Annotated in this window: 15 protein-coding genes; 1 reads left to right on the top strand and 14 read right to left on the bottom strand. The window is 47.4% G+C overall.

Annotated features, from left to right (window positions below; all coding sequences use genetic code 11):
* Nucleotides 1-33: 33 nt before the first annotated feature.
* From M1D30_RS03855 to M1D30_RS03830, 6 genes are all read right to left on the bottom strand, one after another.
* Nucleotides 34-858, bottom strand: a complete 825-nt coding sequence (locus M1D30_RS03855; protein WP_248506456.1) for a topoisomerase C-terminal repeat-containing protein — start codon at nt 856-858, stop codon at nt 34-36.
* A gap of 79 nt (nt 859-937) precedes the next feature.
* Complete coding sequence (locus M1D30_RS03850) at nt 938-1,633, bottom strand: hypothetical protein (protein WP_248506454.1); 696 nt, start codon at nt 1,631-1,633, stop codon at nt 938-940.
* Nucleotides 1,630-2,808, bottom strand: a complete 1,179-nt coding sequence (locus M1D30_RS03845; protein ID WP_248506452.1) for a toprim domain-containing protein — start codon at nt 2,806-2,808, stop codon at nt 1,630-1,632. The genes M1D30_RS03850 and M1D30_RS03845 overlap by 4 nt, the downstream gene beginning before the upstream one ends.
* A 40-nt stretch (nt 2,809-2,848) precedes the next feature.
* Nucleotides 2,849-4,720: a zincin-like metallopeptidase domain-containing protein gene (locus M1D30_RS03840; RefSeq protein ID WP_248506450.1), complete on the bottom strand. Its 1,872-nt coding sequence runs from the start codon at nt 4,718-4,720 to the stop codon at nt 2,849-2,851.
* 44 nt (nt 4,721-4,764) lie between these two features.
* Nucleotides 4,765-4,962, bottom strand: coding sequence for a hypothetical protein (locus M1D30_RS03835; protein WP_248506442.1), 198 nt, complete (start codon nt 4,960-4,962; stop codon nt 4,765-4,767).
* A 132-nt stretch (nt 4,963-5,094) separates the two neighbouring features.
* Nucleotides 5,095-5,859: a DUF4099 domain-containing protein gene (locus tag M1D30_RS03830; protein ID WP_248506440.1), complete on the bottom strand. Its 765-nt coding sequence runs from the start codon at nt 5,857-5,859 to the stop codon at nt 5,095-5,097.
* 427 nt (nt 5,860-6,286) lie between these two features.
* Between M1D30_RS03830 and M1D30_RS03825 the strand changes: the two genes are divergently transcribed.
* The gene (locus M1D30_RS03825; protein WP_248506438.1) at nt 6,287-7,120 is read left to right on the top strand and encodes a peptidoglycan DD-metalloendopeptidase family protein; all 834 of its coding nucleotides are present in this window, start codon (nt 6,287-6,289) and stop codon (nt 7,118-7,120) included.
* A gap of 40 nt (nt 7,121-7,160) precedes the next feature.
* On the opposite strand, the gene M1D30_RS03820 is transcribed toward M1D30_RS03825, so the two are convergent.
* From M1D30_RS03820 to M1D30_RS03785, 8 genes are read right to left on the bottom strand one after another with little or no spacing between them, the layout of a single operon-like run.
* Nucleotides 7,161-9,485 carry a type IV secretory system conjugative DNA transfer family protein gene (locus M1D30_RS03820; RefSeq protein WP_248506436.1) on the bottom strand — a complete coding sequence of 775 codons (2,325 nt, stop codon included), beginning with the start codon at nt 9,483-9,485 and terminating at the stop codon, nt 7,161-7,163.
* 23 nt (nt 9,486-9,508) lie between these two features.
* Entirely contained in the window at nt 9,509-10,339 is an 831-nt protein-coding gene (traN, locus tag M1D30_RS03815) for a conjugative transposon protein TraN (RefSeq protein ID WP_248506434.1), read from the bottom strand.
* 58 nt (nt 10,340-10,397) lie between these two features.
* A complete protein-coding gene (gene traM / locus M1D30_RS03810; RefSeq protein ID WP_248506432.1) occupies nt 10,398-11,603 on the bottom strand; it encodes a conjugative transposon protein TraM in 1,206 nt (401 codons plus the stop codon).
* A gap of 18 nt (nt 11,604-11,621) precedes the next feature.
* Nucleotides 11,622-12,095, bottom strand: a complete 474-nt coding sequence (locus tag M1D30_RS03805; protein ID WP_248506431.1) for a hypothetical protein — start codon at nt 12,093-12,095, stop codon at nt 11,622-11,624.
* Between the two features lie 24 nt (nt 12,096-12,119).
* Complete coding sequence (gene traK, locus M1D30_RS03800; protein ID WP_248506428.1) at nt 12,120-12,719, bottom strand: conjugative transposon protein TraK; 600 nt, start codon at nt 12,717-12,719, stop codon at nt 12,120-12,122.
* Between the two features lie 31 nt (nt 12,720-12,750).
* A complete protein-coding gene (locus M1D30_RS03795) occupies nt 12,751-14,034 on the bottom strand; it encodes a hypothetical protein (RefSeq protein WP_248506427.1) in 1,284 nt (427 codons plus the stop codon).
* A gap of 8 nt (nt 14,035-14,042) precedes the next feature.
* Nucleotides 14,043-14,723 carry a DUF5045 domain-containing protein gene (locus M1D30_RS03790; protein ID WP_248506424.1) on the bottom strand — a complete coding sequence of 227 codons (681 nt, stop codon included), beginning with the start codon at nt 14,721-14,723 and terminating at the stop codon, nt 14,043-14,045.
* Nucleotides 14,720-15,400 (bottom strand): hypothetical protein, encoded by a 681-nt coding sequence (locus M1D30_RS03785; protein WP_248506422.1) that lies wholly within the window; start codon nt 15,398-15,400, stop codon nt 14,720-14,722. The genes M1D30_RS03790 and M1D30_RS03785 overlap by 4 nt, the downstream gene beginning before the upstream one ends.
* Nucleotides 15,401-15,428 lie beyond the last annotated feature (28 nt).

The raw sequence follows: 15,428 nt of genomic DNA, 5'->3' as shown, positions 1-15,428 counted from the left end.
ATATTATTTTATAAGGGTTATACTTGATTATACTTATGCCAGGATGACTTTGCCATCCTCCAACTTCAGTTTCTTGTCGAACTGGCTGCCGTCCTTACGGTAGAAATGTATGACCTCATCGGTCTCGCCCTTGTCACAGAGCTGCTTGACTTCTTCGGGTGTCACCTCATGACCGTCGATGGTTCGCCAGACGGAGAACTGACATTTCACGTCCTCGTTGCTATAGTTGGAACAGTTATAGGCTCGTGGCCCGACTCGTATCTCACCGCCACACTGAGGACACTGGCAAATGGTGGAGTTCAGCATCACCTTTCCTTCAATCGTGGTGGACAGCAAAGAAGAAAAGTGTTTGCCTGCCTTGGAACAGAAGCCGTCAAGAATCTGCTTCTTTCCTGCCAGGAAGTTCTCCACCTCCTGTTCCGTGATGACCCTGTTACAGAGTGTGCTACTGATGAAGAAGTTGCAGTGGCCTTCATCTTTCTTAAAGAAGTTCTCACAGGCATAGCCCTTACCAGTCACCTTGATACGACCTCCACAGACGGGGCAACGTCCTTCGAGGTAACGGGGAGGAAATGCCAACTGTACTTTGCCTTCCTTGATGACGAGCTTCCCGATGAAGGGTTTCCCTTCTTTGTTGCACATCTGAAGCTCACCTGTCTCACCTGTTGCCAAAAGCGTCTTTACGTCTTCCTCGGTGATGTTGGCTCCATGATACTGTCGGAACACAACGAACTTACAGTTGTACCATGTTCCGTCGTCATTCTTCTTTGAGTTGTCACATGCCCATCCGAAGGGGTGCTCTGTGATGTGGCCCTGTCCGCAAATGGGGCAGATGCCGATTGATTTAGTGCTTTCCATTTTCTTTTTTGTTTGATTAAAGTGTGTTTACTATTGTTATCCTATTCTTTCTTCTCTCTTATTTCTTACATCTTACCTCTTACTTCAATAGGTCATCCCAGTCCCTGATACATGACTCAGCCATCCATTTTCCCTGCATGTAGTTGCACCAGGTCTCTGGATCAAGGCCTCGCCAGAGGTCTTCCCATGACAAGTACTGTATCTGCCAGGAAAGGATATATAGTGCAGAATTGATGTCTTCAAGTGACGATACAATTTTCTCACACAGCCAGTAGCGTTCTGCGGCATTGAGGAGGTTCACCTTATTACCGTCAACGGTCTTGGTCTTAACCAGTGAGGTACAAAGAGCAGAGAGACTGGCAATCTCGGTATAGACACTCTTCACCTCATCAGAGACGGCCAAAGCAATAGCTGTACCTTTCAGATGTCCCTTGCAGGCTTTCGTCACCTCATTGATATTCTTTGGTATCTCTACGGTGACAAGTTCTGTCGTACGCTTCACCTGATAGAGGTTCTGCATCAGTCCTGAGACATTGGCCATATAGTCGAGTACCTTCTTCTCAATATCATGCAACTGCTGCAGCTGTACGTTCTCAATTCCTGTAGCGGCCAAGATCTTTTCCTGCGTGCTCTTACGGGCATCAAAGAGACTTTTCAGGGTGACAGTCTGAGCCGTCACAGCGGCCGTCAGTGCCGGGTCTGTCTGCTGGGAATGACTCGTAAGCGTCACTGTCAGCAGCATAGCTGTTAGTACATATCGTATTCTTATTCTCATACTTTGCTCTTTCTTCTGTTTTCTCTCAGGTTTTCGTTTCTCTGGTACTTAGTCTTTACAGGCAGGTCTTTCATGGGTTTGTTCATTGTCACATCATTCCAGTCCTTAAAGGCTTTCGGGGCTTTCCATACATAGATATGTCTTTCCAAGCCTAACTTCTCTCTGACCTTGGGCAGAGTGACTTCCTCTTTCTTCAAGCGGAGTTCATCTGCTCCTTTCTGGAAGATGATGGTATCATCGGTAGTAACGATATTGACAAACTGCCCACTCAGCTGTGACTCCATCCTGACACCATAGAGGATGCCGGGGATGTCATTGTCAAAGCAGTCCCAGTATCTGGCTTGCGGATAATAGTCTGTGATGCCCTTGATCTGCTGACTGGAAAAAGTGCCGCCCGTAGAGACGAATACGGAGGTTTCGAGAATCAGCCTTGACTTGTTCACCTGATAGAAAGCCATCGCATCATAGCCACTCTCGAAGAAATATACATTCTTGGCACTATCGGGCTGTTCCTTTGTGAAGTCGGCAATCCATGCTGCACTACTGCTATTCGTGCCTGGTGCCTTCTGACGGAAGTTATTATAGCCGCGTAACTCAAAACCTTCTATCTTCTCTGAGCCTGGCTTGGTATAGGGGAATGCCAAATCCTTGTACTTATACTGGGCTTCGGTATCAGTGACTCGCATGATAAAGGGAAGGAATGTCCTGACAGTTTCTTCATCAATGTTACGTGCCCTGAAAAAGGACATCACTGCCTCGAAGTGCTCTGCTGCATTTTCCATCTGGAAACGCTTAATATCGAAGACTTGTGGCTTCATGTCCTTATACCTGTCCTCGGCCTTGGTAATGAAAGTGTCATCACTGGTAAGCTTCGACATGACGGCAGCAAGCATTTCTGCCTCGCTGCTGCCCGTCACGCCAAAACTATTGATGTTTGCCTTTATCAGACTGATGGCATCGCCGCCACTGGCTCCGTTCCTATGGAAGTAGGTCTGGCTGGATTTGTCGCCCGGGTGACTGATGACAATGGAGTCAATCTTACGTCCCCGACCATCACGGATATTGTACTCGACATATTTGCCGACTCCAGCTTTTCTATCGAGTTTATAGCCAAGATAGGCAGCGACATCATCCACACCGACCTTTTCCTTGAACGCCTTATATTCTTCAAACATCGTTTTATCTTTGTACTTTTTCCTTTCTTACTACTTCCTGTTACATCGCTCTGGCTCTGCTACGCTCTTCCTGCTTTGGCTGGGAGAGCTCCTTGCCATAGTACTTCTGGACCAAAGCAGCCTTGGTAGTGGTATGCTCGAAGAAGGCATTGCGGTCTTCTTTATCCAGTGCCTTGACGCTCATCTGCTGACCGTCCACCATAGCCCTCACACCGTAGTTGCCGCTCTTCATCTTGAACACGGCAAAATGGTCTATCTTCTTACCATCCTCGGTTTCGAGTTTATTGAACTGATCCAAGGGAATGGTCTTAGCTACCTGTGAGGTCTGCTGAGTCTGCTGGTTCTTTTGTTTCTCTGCTTTAACCTGCAGCTCGTTCCTGTCTGCAATACGCTGCTTGGCCATATCCTCCAGATTATCGACAATGGCGACACGATGGCCGTCACGGACGAGTTTGGGCAGGTACTTGTCAAGACTGGTGTTCTTGAAGTTGACATAGGAAACGCCTTTTTCACCCTCTTTGTTTTCCTTATTAGCAAAACCTTCCTTGATGATATGCTGCTCCTTCAAGCCTGTTGACTTGGCAACTTTCTTGGCATCGTCTTCAAAGGCTTCATAGAAGTCTCCCTTACGCATCAATAGCAGGGCATCGGGATGCTTTTCCTTCAAGTCCTTAAAGACGGCTGCTGTTTCCTTGGCAAGTTCTGCCTTTTCTTCTGCCTTGGTCTTGGGCTTGGCGATAGGTTCTGCTGCTATATCCATCTTGGTCTCTGGGGCAACCTTGGCTTCCGTTGTTTTCCCGTTGTTTGTCTCTTCCTTGGGCTGGAGGGCTGTCATGCCCATCTCCAGACGCTGGGCATCCACATGGTCGAGGATCATCTTCGAGGCTTTGTTGACATCGGCCATCACACTGAGAATGAAACGGGGCTCTTTCTTCAGGGTGTCCATCCAGGAATCGACATACTTGGCATTGTTGTCGAGGATGCGTTTGTCAAAGCCCATCGTATTACCTACCATGGCAGCGGTCAGCTCTGCAACAAGTTCTTCCTTGGCATACTTCGGATCACCGAAATGTCCTTCCATATCTCTTCCGAGTCGTTTCTCTACACCTGTAGAATGAGCCATCTCATGGGCGATGGAGCTGTAGTACTCCATACCGTCCTTAAAGACTTCCTCCGGGGTATCGTGGACTTTGAACTGTTTCTTCGTCGGAACGGTAATCTCATCCTTTGTCGGACTGTAGTAAGCACCGGCACCTTCGACATTGTTGATCTTGCAGACCCAAGTCTGCTTGTCAATCATCTGGTCGAACTCCTTGGAGGTGTACATACCGGTGGCATCCTCGATATGCGGTGCCTTGAACTTATCCTGCAGCTTGGCATACTGCTCTGGCTTGATCTCAGGGAAGTTGGTCTGCTGCAGGTTCCAGACATAATAGCCCATCATAATGGGGATGGTCTTGACTTTCTCCTGCTCTGCCTTGGTCATGGCTTCGTAGGCTTCATCAGAAACCTTCTGACCGTTCTCATCCTTATGGGTGACATTCCAATAGATGACGGGCATGGCCTTCTCACCCTTGGCGATAGTGGCTCCAGCTTCCTTTATCTGCTTATAGGTGGCATAGACGGGTACATCATAGCCGTTGGCAGCGGTATGCAGCTGGAGGAAGAAGTCATTATGTCCTGAATAGCGGCGACCGGAGAGGTTCTGAGGCAGGCCGTGCGTCCTGCCGCCTCCGTCAATCCAGCCTTTTTCCCACTGCTGGCCTTTCATCTCCTCCAGACGGGTGACCATCATCTGAGCGAAGCGGTCGATGGCCTTTTCTGCCATCGTCTTACCGCCAGTCTTGCCCTCAGTCTGTTCCTGGGGCTTTTGCTCAGTCTCTTTTACACTGTTATCCTTGTTATCTTCCATAGTGTAGTCATTATTTTGTTGTTATTAACTTTGGAGTTCTGCTACTATGCCACTACGTGTTCCTCGGTGAGCGTCATAAAGGCTTCTGCCGTGTCCTCGTTCATGTCGAGGTCGTTCTCCACGCACCAGTGATAGTAGTCATCCTCCATCTCAGGCTGCCTGCGGATAAACTCGCGCCAGCCTATCTCTCCTGATTCTTTGAGCTGTACAAGCTCTTCATAAGTATTTCCTGTTTTCTCCATGTTTCCTGAATTTAAAAGTGTGTTTTCACAGTATAGATTATAAGGTCTCGTGTTTTCATAGTATCTAAGAAATGGCAAGAATCATTGTTGTTATCCTTTATTCAATCTTTACCTTGTTATACCTTTGTTCTCTTATTTGAAGTGGAGCGTCTGTCGCACTTCCTCCTTGACAGTCTTCTTCTCTTCCTTCTTAGCCTCCGGTATCTTGTATTTCTCCTGAACCTGCTTGTACTCCCAACGGTTCTCGTCGGTCTGCCAGTAGCCCATCTGACCGGGATTGGCCATGTCCCACTTGATTTCCTGCTGACGCTTCCATTCTGACATGTCACCGTCGATGGCCTTGAAGCCGGAGTTCTGACGGAGGTCAACACCGACTGTTACCTTGGTATCGCCTACCTCCAGTTCCACTGGCTTACCTTCTCTGATGGCCTGACGCTGGTTCTGACCAAGGGTGATGTCCTTCACATGCTCCAGCTCATCGATGCGTTTGTCAATCTCAGCCTTATTGACCTCCCGTTTCAGCAGCGACTTTGTTTCCTGGTCTAACTGGAGGAACATGGTTCTCGTACGATTGCCCTCACGGATGTCCTTCTGGATGACCTCTCCAGCCTGCAGACGTTTCAGCTCTGCATCCTGTAGCTTCAGGTCACTCACGATGTCCCTGCTCACTGGATAGGCTTTCAGCACGGCATTGCCGTCTGTATCTCGCTGCAAACGTAGCTTCACAGGCATGGTGGCGATGATGCCGTTGTCCAGCTGGTCACGGATCTCCACAAGTGGAGTGAGCTCACCGTTCAACAGTTTCTCCTTGATTTCCTTGGGCATCGACCTTACATCTATGTCGATACGCTCAAAGTCCTTCTTACTCAGTTCTCTTTCACCAAATAGCTTTCCCATTCTCTTCTTTTGTTTGATAGTTATACCTTATTATTAAAATGTGGCAGGATTACTCAGAGGATATAAAGTTTTTATTCTTTCGATTTCCTCGTCGGTTTTCCGTACCTTTGCACCCGTATTCAGGAGTGACTTGGTTTATCAAACCGAGTGCAAAATTAAAACAAATAATACCATGAAAAGCAGAAAAAATTATTTCTTATACTTCTTATTCCTGCCGACAATTCCAGTATCTTGTCCGGCACAGTTTAATACGGTTCAAAAGCTGCCACAGGTAGTTAAAAGTAAGCCGATTTCAGAGGTTCAGACGGATTCCTGTAATTTAGCGGCTTCTGAACAAAAGAGCTCAAAAGAATACTTTGACCTTCCTTCGCATCAGGAAATAGCCATTGAGTACGATGTCCCTTTATTCGTTTCTATCAAAGACAGTATGATGATGGAACTTCTGAACCGTCGTACTTCAGTGGCTCTTCCTTTGGATTTCATCCATATCACTTCCGACTATGGCTATCGTCAGGATCCTGTTACTTTTGTAAAAGGGACATTTCACAACGGAATAGACTTGCGCTGTGCCAAAGGCTCTCTGGTTTACGCAATGATGCCAGGAGTCATCGAAAAGGTGGTATATAGCGAATCGGGCTATGGTCATCATGTCATCATCAACCATATAGGACTACGCATCCTGTATGGTCACTTAGGACTGATTGCCGTCAGAGAAGGGGATATCGTATCAGCAGGAACGATAGTGGCTTTGTCCTCTGATACAGGTAAGTCAACAGGCCCGCATCTGCATATCCGGGCTGAAAGACTTATTGATGGGGAATGGAAATCCATCAATCCAGAGCCGTTCATCAATCATCTGAACAGTTACATCTGTAGTTTGCAGGAAGAAATGGAGAACTTACATTTTGCCTCCAGACCTGACAGACCGCTAAACCTTCACAACCTCTTCAAGGTCATGAAGGATTGCGGTGTTCTCTTCCCGAAAATTGTAGCTGCTCAGTATTGCCTTGAAACGGGCTATGGTTCTTCAAATGTTTGCCGGAACTACAACAACCTCTTCGGGCTTTATAACTCATCCTCTCATGACTACTATCGTTTCCGTTCCTGGGAAGAGTCTGTTGCCGGTTATGTCCGCATGATACAACGACGTTATAACCCCAAGAAGGACAAAGACTACTATGCTTTCCTAAAACGTATCGGATATGCGGAAAACATGGACTCCTATAACGCCAAAGTCAGAGCCATCGCGAATACGCTATAACGAAAGAAACCTGTCTCGCATTGGAGGCAGGCTTCTTTGTTTATTGGGCATTTTCTTTTCCAAGCAAACTGGCTGTGAGCTGAGTCACTTCTTCATTGATGCGTCGGAAGTTTCTTGCCAGCATCACTTCTTTCTCATGTTCATTCTCGAAACAGTATTTCTTGGGCAAGGGGGTATAGTGTTTCTTCTCTTCCTCGATATGGCTCATATCGAAGTTGGTTTTACAAAAGAACTTGGTGGTCTTGAACTCGTCGGTCTCTTCGAGGTTCACGCTGTGCATAGCTGCCGCTTCTGTGGGCGTAAAGTCGCGTGCAGTCTGTCCGCAGATCCAACCAGTGGCCATATCGGCAATCTTGGCAGCAGGAACCAGACAGTCCATCTTCTCATTGAAGGAGGTAGAGACACGCTCATCATTGATACTGATGCTCTGGGTGGTCTGCTTCACCTTACCAAAGATGTCATTCTGCAACCATTCCAGCGTTTCCTTGTTTCTCGCTGAACCAGCGAAGACATTACCACACGTGGTTATCACCTTCTGCATACCGTTCTTGCCATAGTCGGCTTCCAACTGGGGCAGTTCCTGAAAGGCCATCGTCACACTGACCTTATTGCTACGTGCTGTACCTATCAGTCGGTCTATCTTATGGAAATAGAGTGTCGGCAACTCATCGATGATGATGCTCACCGGCACGTTCTTTCCCTGTCCGCTATTGACACGGGTAGTCAGACGGTTCAATATCAGGGCATTCAGAGAACCTATCACTTGTTCTTTCTCCGGGTCATTGGCGATAATCAGATACGAGGGTTTCTTGGGGTCTGATACCTTCAGGTCGAAGTCATCACCCGAGAATACCCAGTAGGCTTCCTGTGATACCAGTCGTGCAGCGTTGACACGAAGTGTTCCAACCATACCTTCCAACTGATCCATGGCATTATTATCGTAGGCACTCTTGAATGGGGCCATCAGCGACATGATGTTTTCATCTTGCATTAGGATATTAAAGGAATCTTCATAACTGAGCTGCAGGAAGCTGAGTACATGGGGCATGTCACTATACTCGCCCGTAAAGGTGTCGGGCTGGGTGATACATCCTTCATCATCCTCGTAGAACTCATCTTCGATAAAGACTACTCTCCCCTCTCTATCGACATACGAAAAGCCTTTCAAGGTGACTGGCATACCATCGGCATCGGTGCTGACATTATTACCGTCATTATCAGTGAAGTCAAGAACGACATTACCATCTTTATCCAATGCCACATAGTCATCCCACATCCGTATCTTGATTTCCAGTTTTCGTCCGTCACTGATAATCATGTGATGCAGTTTTCTGCCGTTCTTCCATGCCACAGGACGGAAGGTAACAAAGAAATAGATGATGGCTGCCAGAAAGTTTTCAGCAGAGTTGGTAAAGAACTTGTCACTTCCGCCACCGCCTGCCTGTCCTGCACCTTTGTTCAGGGCTGCAAGCAGTGTGGCTGCTGTCTCTGAGGCAGCACTCAAATCTGGGATGTACTTCCGTTGGATGGGGTTCACTCTGTTGGAGTACTCCACATCGGTAAAGTTGATGATATTGAAGTTCATATCTTTGGGGATATTACCAAGCATTTTATTCTTGTTAAAGTGGTAAAAGGTCATCTCTGCAAGTGCTGGAAACTTGTAGTCATAGACAACTAACGAAAAGCCCTTGGCTGAGTGTTGTCGGATGAAGGGTTCTACCACAGAGAAAGACTTACCGCTACCTGGTGTTCCTACTACCCATGTACCTCGGAAAGGGTTCACCACATTGCACCAGCCTTTTCGCATTCGTCCCTTATAGTAGAAGATCATCGGGATATTGACGCTATACTTATTCTCCACCAACTGCTCACATTGTTGGAAGCTCTCGTTCTCAAAGTTAAAGCGGTCTTCACCGAGTTTGCAGTTAAAGTACTGCGCAATGGCATCGAGGCTTCGGTGAATACACATCACGCCTGTTATCGAGGTAACAAGATAGAGAATGCGGTTCAGCGAATAGCCTGCAATATGGGTTCCCCAATGACTGGGCTGGACAAAGATACATAGCACGGTCAGGGTGATTCCTGCCGCACAGGGATAGACGACCATCGTCCTCACATCAAACTTCAAGCTCCGTCGTGCCGTTGTTCCTGCACAGGTAATCAAGATGGTCACCAACTCTATCACCTTACACGACACCACAGAATTAAAAAAGCCCAGTCTGGCTATCATCTGCAAAAAGGAGTTGGCAATGCTACTCCCTGTATGGACAGGCATATGCATCACCAACTCGATAATCAAGAAAATATAGATGAACGATCGGAACAGATTATACATCTGCTGCTGTTCCTTGGTTTCCTGAATCATGCTCTTCTTCTACCTTTGTTTGTTTAATCGTCAAAGCAATCGGCATCCAGCACATCATCATAGTTGATGTTCAGCTCGATGGTTCTGCCGGAAATCTGGTTCTCACTGACCTCGATCTTCAGGACCTTGGCCTTTGGGAAGGTGAGCTTCTTTACCGCCAGCACATTACGGTAGCGCTTCTTGAAGTGCTTGTTGCAGTTCAGCATATACTCTGGTGTCAGCTCAACACTCTGGTAGTTGGTGGCTTTCTTCTGCTTCTTATCCTCCAGCTTGACGCGTATCTCTGAAATGTCGTATGGTATCTTGGTCTTGTTCTCCAGTGAGAAGTCAATGAAGAAGTAGTCACCTGCCGAACAGATATGGTTCACCCATGCCTTCATCTTGTCTTTCTTGGTATGGATATTCTCCACACTGCGCTTGGTGTTAAAGATACGGATGGCATAGCGGCTCATCTCTCCTACAGACATACTCACATCAGGATTCTGGTATTCCTGCATATCCCAGTACGGAACAGTGAAGCGGGTACTGGCAAAGGGCAGACAACTACGATAGACCAACTTATACTGGGCGATATGCCGTTCTCCGATGACAGTCACGATGCCAGCTTGCTCATAGTCCTGCATCGCACCTTTGGGTTTCAGACGCACGATATTGTCATTGACCTGGTTGCCAACGATGGTATCAGTGGAGATATCCACCAAGCGAATGGTCTCTGGCATAATCAAGTGGGTGGTTACCTGCTCGTTGACATAGATGGTGCTCAGATATACGTCATTGGACTGTGTTGTCTCTGCACTTACATTGGTTGTGCTCATGGCCATCAAAGCCACTGCTACAAATAGAATCTTTTTCATACTTTTCATGGTTACTCTTTTGTTATTCTGTTATTATGTCTTTAATTGTTATTCTGTCTTACTGTTCGTTAATCAGATATACAATGGTGTTATACTTAATCTTTGCCTTGTTTTTCTTAATAGCCTGTGAAATGGCACTTGATGTACTCTGATAGGCATTCTGCAGAGCCTGCAGAGCCAGTGCCTGTGCTGAGATACCGCTACCACCGTTGGAGTCAAAGCTGATGTTGCTCTGCATGGCAGCACTACCGGCATTCTTCATCATATCCCTAAAGGCTGACTCAGGTACGTAAAATCCCTTCATACCGTCAAGGTCATAGACTGACAGGTGAATCTTCAGGAACTTATCCTTCACCAGAATACTCGTGATGTCTGCCATCACTCGCTGCTGACCGAAGCCGGTCACTGTTCCATAGAGGTAGGTGCCTTTCTTCAGCTTCACACCCATAACAACTACATCATCCAACAGCTTGAAGCGGAGTCTGGTTCCCTCATGGGCTTTGGTGGTCTTGTCTATCATGGCCTTAATCAGTGGGGCATCGAGCTTTTCATCATCAGCAATGGTATTGAAGCTTTCCGCATGGGTATCATCAGCCTTGGCAACAACGGCTATGGTGTCTTTCTTGGGCTGTTGGTTAGCCATGATAGGATTGCCGTAGATGTCATAGCCTGCTATCTGGCCATTCAGATTGGGCTGTGCCTGCTGACCATTCCTTGAAGGATAGTCATCACCAGTGATGTCCCGTGCCATCTTCCTGCTTCGCTCCTGGATCTGGCGCATCTGCTCCTCAAACTGCTCCATCTCCCGCTGCTGACTGCCATTACTGCTATGGCCGGTATAGCGGTCATCATATTGGTTGATGTGCATCCTCGACTCTTTGAGCTGCTGTTGGAGGGCTACCATCTCTTGCTCCTGGCGTTTCTTCTCTGCCTTCTCCTTGTCGATTCTGTCCATCTCACTCTCGCTATACACGTTCTCGTCATCGCTCTCTCCCTGCTCTTCCGCGCCAAGGGCATTGATGGCGGTATAGCCGTCGCCTCTGAGGATATTGTCCTCCATGGCAGCAAACTTGCCATGCAGACCGTCACCTGCCGGCTCTGGCATCATGGTATTGATACTGTCGGTGACCATACCTGTCTGCTCTGTCGGACCTTTGAACATCTCACAGGAGAAATAGGCTATGGCTACCAAGGGAACGAAGAGTACCAGCGGGAACCAGTACTTTCCCTGTCGAAAATCAATCTTCTTGAAATCTATCTTCATGGTTCTTTTCTTATTTGGTTATTTATTCATAATCGTTTGGAGTTCATCATACTTTTCGAGTGCAAGCACGGAATCTGCATGGGTCTTACCGGGCTTGGCCATCAGCGAATCGACCTCGTGTTTCAGTCTTACTGCCCTATTGCTCAGAGTCACAAAGGTATTCTTCTGAACGGTCTTCATGTCTTCGATACGATGCAGCTGTGCAAACATGGGCTGTACCTGAGCAAAGTCCTGCATGGGGTCATTGATGCTATTACTGTCATTTCCAGACATACACAGCAGGAAACCGATAACGTAGATGGTGGCATTCACGGAGAACAAGATTCCTGCAGTCTTGCGTCTGTGACCGTCTGCCCAGGCATTGGCCTTGGCAATCTTCTCTCCGATAGCGTATTTCTTTCCTATCTTATAGCCCCAGATTCTGGCTCTTCTCAGTCGGTAACGCTCCTTTTCCTTATACTCGTGTGTTTGCTTATTCTTGAATATATTCATGGTACTTTATTATTCACTTTTCACTTAATATGATTTCAGGTCTTTATTTTCCAGCGTACGCCAGTTGGTAATCAGCAGACCATGGGGATTGTTCTGCGTCCTTGGTACGTTCTGCAGCTTTCCTACGGTAATGATGCTACGCCTTACGCTGTTGGTTCGGCGCTTAATCATCTGCGTACCGTAATACTTGAAGCTCATCTGGTCTTTGTCGAGTTCGATACTGTCTGCTACGATGGTCTCTACGGCTGAACTGGAGAGCAACTGTGAATAAAATCCTGTTTCCTCGATGGCTTGTTTCTGTCTCAAAGCACTCTCATCAGCCAGATACATTGCCTTACCAAACGTCCACTTCAGATACTCGTCATCTGGCGAGAGGTTGAAGAAATACTGATGGAACAACTGGATGTGTGCCTTGGCCTCAATGTCAAAGGTCATCTCATTCTTACTGCGCTCTGCCATAAACGGGATGCTCCCGTCCAACACATACACCTGCTGCTGTTGGTCTCTGACCAGCTTGGTGGCAAAGTAAAAGCACAGGCCGCAAATCACGGTGCTGGCACAGACTGCCAGCAATACCGTGAACATAGCCAATTTTGTCTTCTTCTCTAAACTTTCTATTAACATGGTTATATCTGTTTAATTTTTCACTTTTCACTTACTTATACTGTTTGTCTCTCATGTGCGTACCGACATTGAAGTCCATACCTCGCTCGAATCCGCGACGGCCTCCAGATACGGCACCATTCCATGCGCCGCTCAATCCACCGCCTTCTGATGATGCATATCCTGTCACGCCTCCCTTGACGGCTCCGCCTACAGTATGTCTTGTCACTCCGATGGTTCCACCGACAACACCACCTACTGTACCTCCGACGGCTGCTGCTCCTGCTGTGGTCATGCTGCTGACAGCTGAACCGATACTGCTGCTGGCTCCTCCTGGTACTATCCATGAGGCGAGCTCTGGCACGAACTTGATGAGCATGGCTCCTACCAACAATCCTACTACATACATACAGGTACTTCCGATGCCCTGCATTCCAAGTCCTCCTATCTCTCCCCAGGTATAGCTGGCACTTCCAAGCAGTGTGGTGTAGGCGGTGGTGTCCTGTAGGATGGTATATTTCAGTATCATGTCCGCATAGATGCTACACATATATATCAAGGGTGCCCATAGCGACAGACTCACATACTTACTAATCCATTGGCTCCACGCACTGGCCCAAGGTGGTACGATACTCAGGGCAAAGGCTACGGGACAGAAGATTTTCAGCACGTTCATCATGAAGGCCTGACCTAACAGCATTCCGAAATAGACCACCTGATAGATAATCTCCCCGATATACCGTATCAGCATATTGATGGTCTCTGCCGTCTTGGTCTCTGCAATAACAGCGGCTTCCTTGGCCCACTGCTCCACGGCATTGTCCATGTTCTTCACGGCATAGGCGACTTCCTCCCACCAATGGGAATCTTCTGACAGTTTGGCTTCTGCCCTGCGTTTTCTGTCCAGTGAGTCGTTATGCGCCCGTAGCTTATCGAGGTACTGGCTCTGGAGTTTTGCCTCATGTTTTTCCAGTGCATCGATACGCTGGTGACTTCTGGTAGCCTGCGCTTTCATCACACGTCCCATCTGTTCACCTGGGGCTGCCACGGCATCGGCAATGGCATTGGCAGAGACGATACACAGTGAGATACCTACTATCCTGAACAGCTTCATCACGTCAATGCCTCGCCGTCCAAGCATCATCATCCAGCACTCATAGCTGGTCACACACATGGCAAGTATCAGTCCTAACGACTTGGCAAAGCCTCCCCACGAACCCAAGAACAAGGCATGCTGGTGGATATAGTCCAGCACACTGGTCATCACTGGATCGAGTGTCGGCAAGCCCATTGTCAGGAAGATACAGCCCACATTACAGTTTAATAATTCATTCATCGTTTTTACTATTTTGAAACTTCTACATATCTCATCAAGTCAATGGTGCTTTGTGTCACCTTCTCCATATCAGCTTTCAGCTTGATATAGCACTCTTCCCGTTTGGCATTCTCCAGCTCATAGCCGTTACTGCTCTTATGTACGTAACTGACTTGCTCCGTGATAAAGCGGTTCTGATTGGAGAGGCTGTTAACCAAGGATATGACATTGGTATCGCCTTTGCTGTTGGCCATGCAATAGGTTAGTCCTGCAGAGATTTTCTGCTGCATCTCGTCAAAGTCATCCTTGAAGAGCAGATAGGCGGCATCAATCCGGCGGTCTGCTGCTGCCAATGTCTCTTGCTCCAGCTGATGCTTGAAGTTCTTCTCCTGGGCATCAGTGGATTCCCGTGTCCACTCATCAGTAGCAGCACCTAACGTACGTTTCGGCAACAGTGGCTTGGCATCGCTCTTATGGGGCTTCAGGTTCAGATAGAATCCGCTATGGAACAGTCCATGCCACTCCCATTCCCACTCATGATGGGCATAGTTGTTATGAAACAGCCAATAGTAGAACTTCGGTTCAAACTCCAACGGGCCGGTTTCCATCGACCGCCATTGCAGACGTTTTTCTTCATCATAGACCTGAGCCTTACTCATCTGCGGCAGTAAAGCCAAACCCATCGTTATTGTAATCAATGTCTTTCTCATATTGGCCAATCTTTTATTACGCTTTTTCCTATTTCCTCTAGTACGGACGTATCGATAATCTCCCAAATATGACTCTCGTGAAAATACCCACCTACCAACAGGTCACACCATACGTATGCTTGCTGGATGACGTCACGCATATTCGTAATGCTTTGGTTCAGCGTCCAGATGATATTCATGCGTTCCTTGTTGGTAGCTCTGAAGAACTGTGTTTCTGATGCTGCCACAGCAAGGTAGAGTTTCCTGATATTCTTGATCTCTTTCGATACCTTGTAATTGGCTTCAAAGGCATACCAAGCAACCAACGGTTTGCCTTTGAGATGGTCTGCTGCAAAGCGGGTAAACTCGGAATACTCATTCGTCAGTCTGACAGTATTCGTCACGCAACGGCTCATCTCTGCTGCCAAAGCCAGATACGACAAGGCATCATTACTCTTCTTGTCGAGAATACTCTTGACATCATCATACTTCTGGGCGACATCCTTCACCATAGCCTTGATAGAGGCATTGGCAGCCAACTGGCGGTTGCTCTCATCTTCGGCACTCATACACTCCTTATGCTGGTCTATCAGTGCTTCAATGGTTGGCAGGTCATTTGGCAAGATTCCAGCAAGTCCTGTATGTGAAAATATCATTCCCACCATGATTGCGAATATGGTTAGCTTTATTCTCTTCATTCGTACTTCTGCGGTAGCAAATTTTTCA

The sequence above is a fragment of the Prevotella sp. E15-22 genome (assembly GCF_023204875.1).
GTDB lineage: Bacteria > Bacteroidota > Bacteroidia > Bacteroidales > Bacteroidaceae > Prevotella.
This window is presented reverse-complemented; position numbering and strand designations above follow the sequence as displayed.

What these genes read in the sequence shown, in the direction of transcription:
- M1D30_RS03785 (WP_248506422.1), bottom strand. Translation starts at nt 15,400, where the DNA reads ATGAAGAGAATAAAGCTAACCATATTCGCAATCATGGTGGGAATGATA.
- M1D30_RS03835 (WP_248506442.1), bottom strand. Translation starts at nt 4,962, where the DNA reads ATGGAGAAAACAGGAAATACTTATGAAGAGCTTGTACAGCTCAAAGAA.
- traM (WP_248506432.1), bottom strand. Translation starts at nt 11,603, where the DNA reads ATGAAGATAGATTTCAAGAAGATTGATTTTCGACAGGGAAAGTACTGG.
- M1D30_RS03840 (WP_248506450.1), bottom strand. Translation starts at nt 4,720, where the DNA reads ATGGAAGATAACAAGGATAACAGTGTAAAAGAGACTGAGCAAAAGCCC.
- traK (WP_248506428.1), bottom strand. Translation starts at nt 12,719, where the DNA reads ATGTTAATAGAAAGTTTAGAGAAGAAGACAAAATTGGCTATGTTCACG.
- M1D30_RS03820 (WP_248506436.1), bottom strand. Translation starts at nt 9,485, where the DNA reads ATGATTCAGGAAACCAAGGAACAGCAGCAGATGTATAATCTGTTCCGA.
- M1D30_RS03855 (WP_248506456.1), bottom strand. Translation starts at nt 858, where the DNA reads ATGGAAAGCACTAAATCAATCGGCATCTGCCCCATTTGCGGACAGGGC.
- M1D30_RS03795 (WP_248506427.1), bottom strand. Translation starts at nt 14,034, where the DNA reads ATGAATGAATTATTAAACTGTAATGTGGGCTGTATCTTCCTGACAATG.
- M1D30_RS03790 (WP_248506424.1), bottom strand. Translation starts at nt 14,723, where the DNA reads ATGAGAAAGACATTGATTACAATAACGATGGGTTTGGCTTTACTGCCG.
- M1D30_RS03845 (WP_248506452.1), bottom strand. Translation starts at nt 2,808, where the DNA reads ATGTTTGAAGAATATAAGGCGTTCAAGGAAAAGGTCGGTGTGGATGAT.
- M1D30_RS03805 (WP_248506431.1), bottom strand. Translation starts at nt 12,095, where the DNA reads ATGAATATATTCAAGAATAAGCAAACACACGAGTATAAGGAAAAGGAG.
- M1D30_RS03830 (WP_248506440.1), bottom strand. Translation starts at nt 5,859, where the DNA reads ATGGGAAAGCTATTTGGTGAAAGAGAACTGAGTAAGAAGGACTTTGAG.
- M1D30_RS03850 (WP_248506454.1), bottom strand. Translation starts at nt 1,633, where the DNA reads ATGAGAATAAGAATACGATATGTACTAACAGCTATGCTGCTGACAGTG.
- M1D30_RS03825 (WP_248506438.1), top strand. Translation starts at nt 6,287, where the DNA reads ATGATGATGGAACTTCTGAACCGTCGTACTTCAGTGGCTCTTCCTTTG.
- traN (WP_248506434.1), bottom strand. Translation starts at nt 10,339, where the DNA reads ATGAAAAAGATTCTATTTGTAGCAGTGGCTTTGATGGCCATGAGCACA.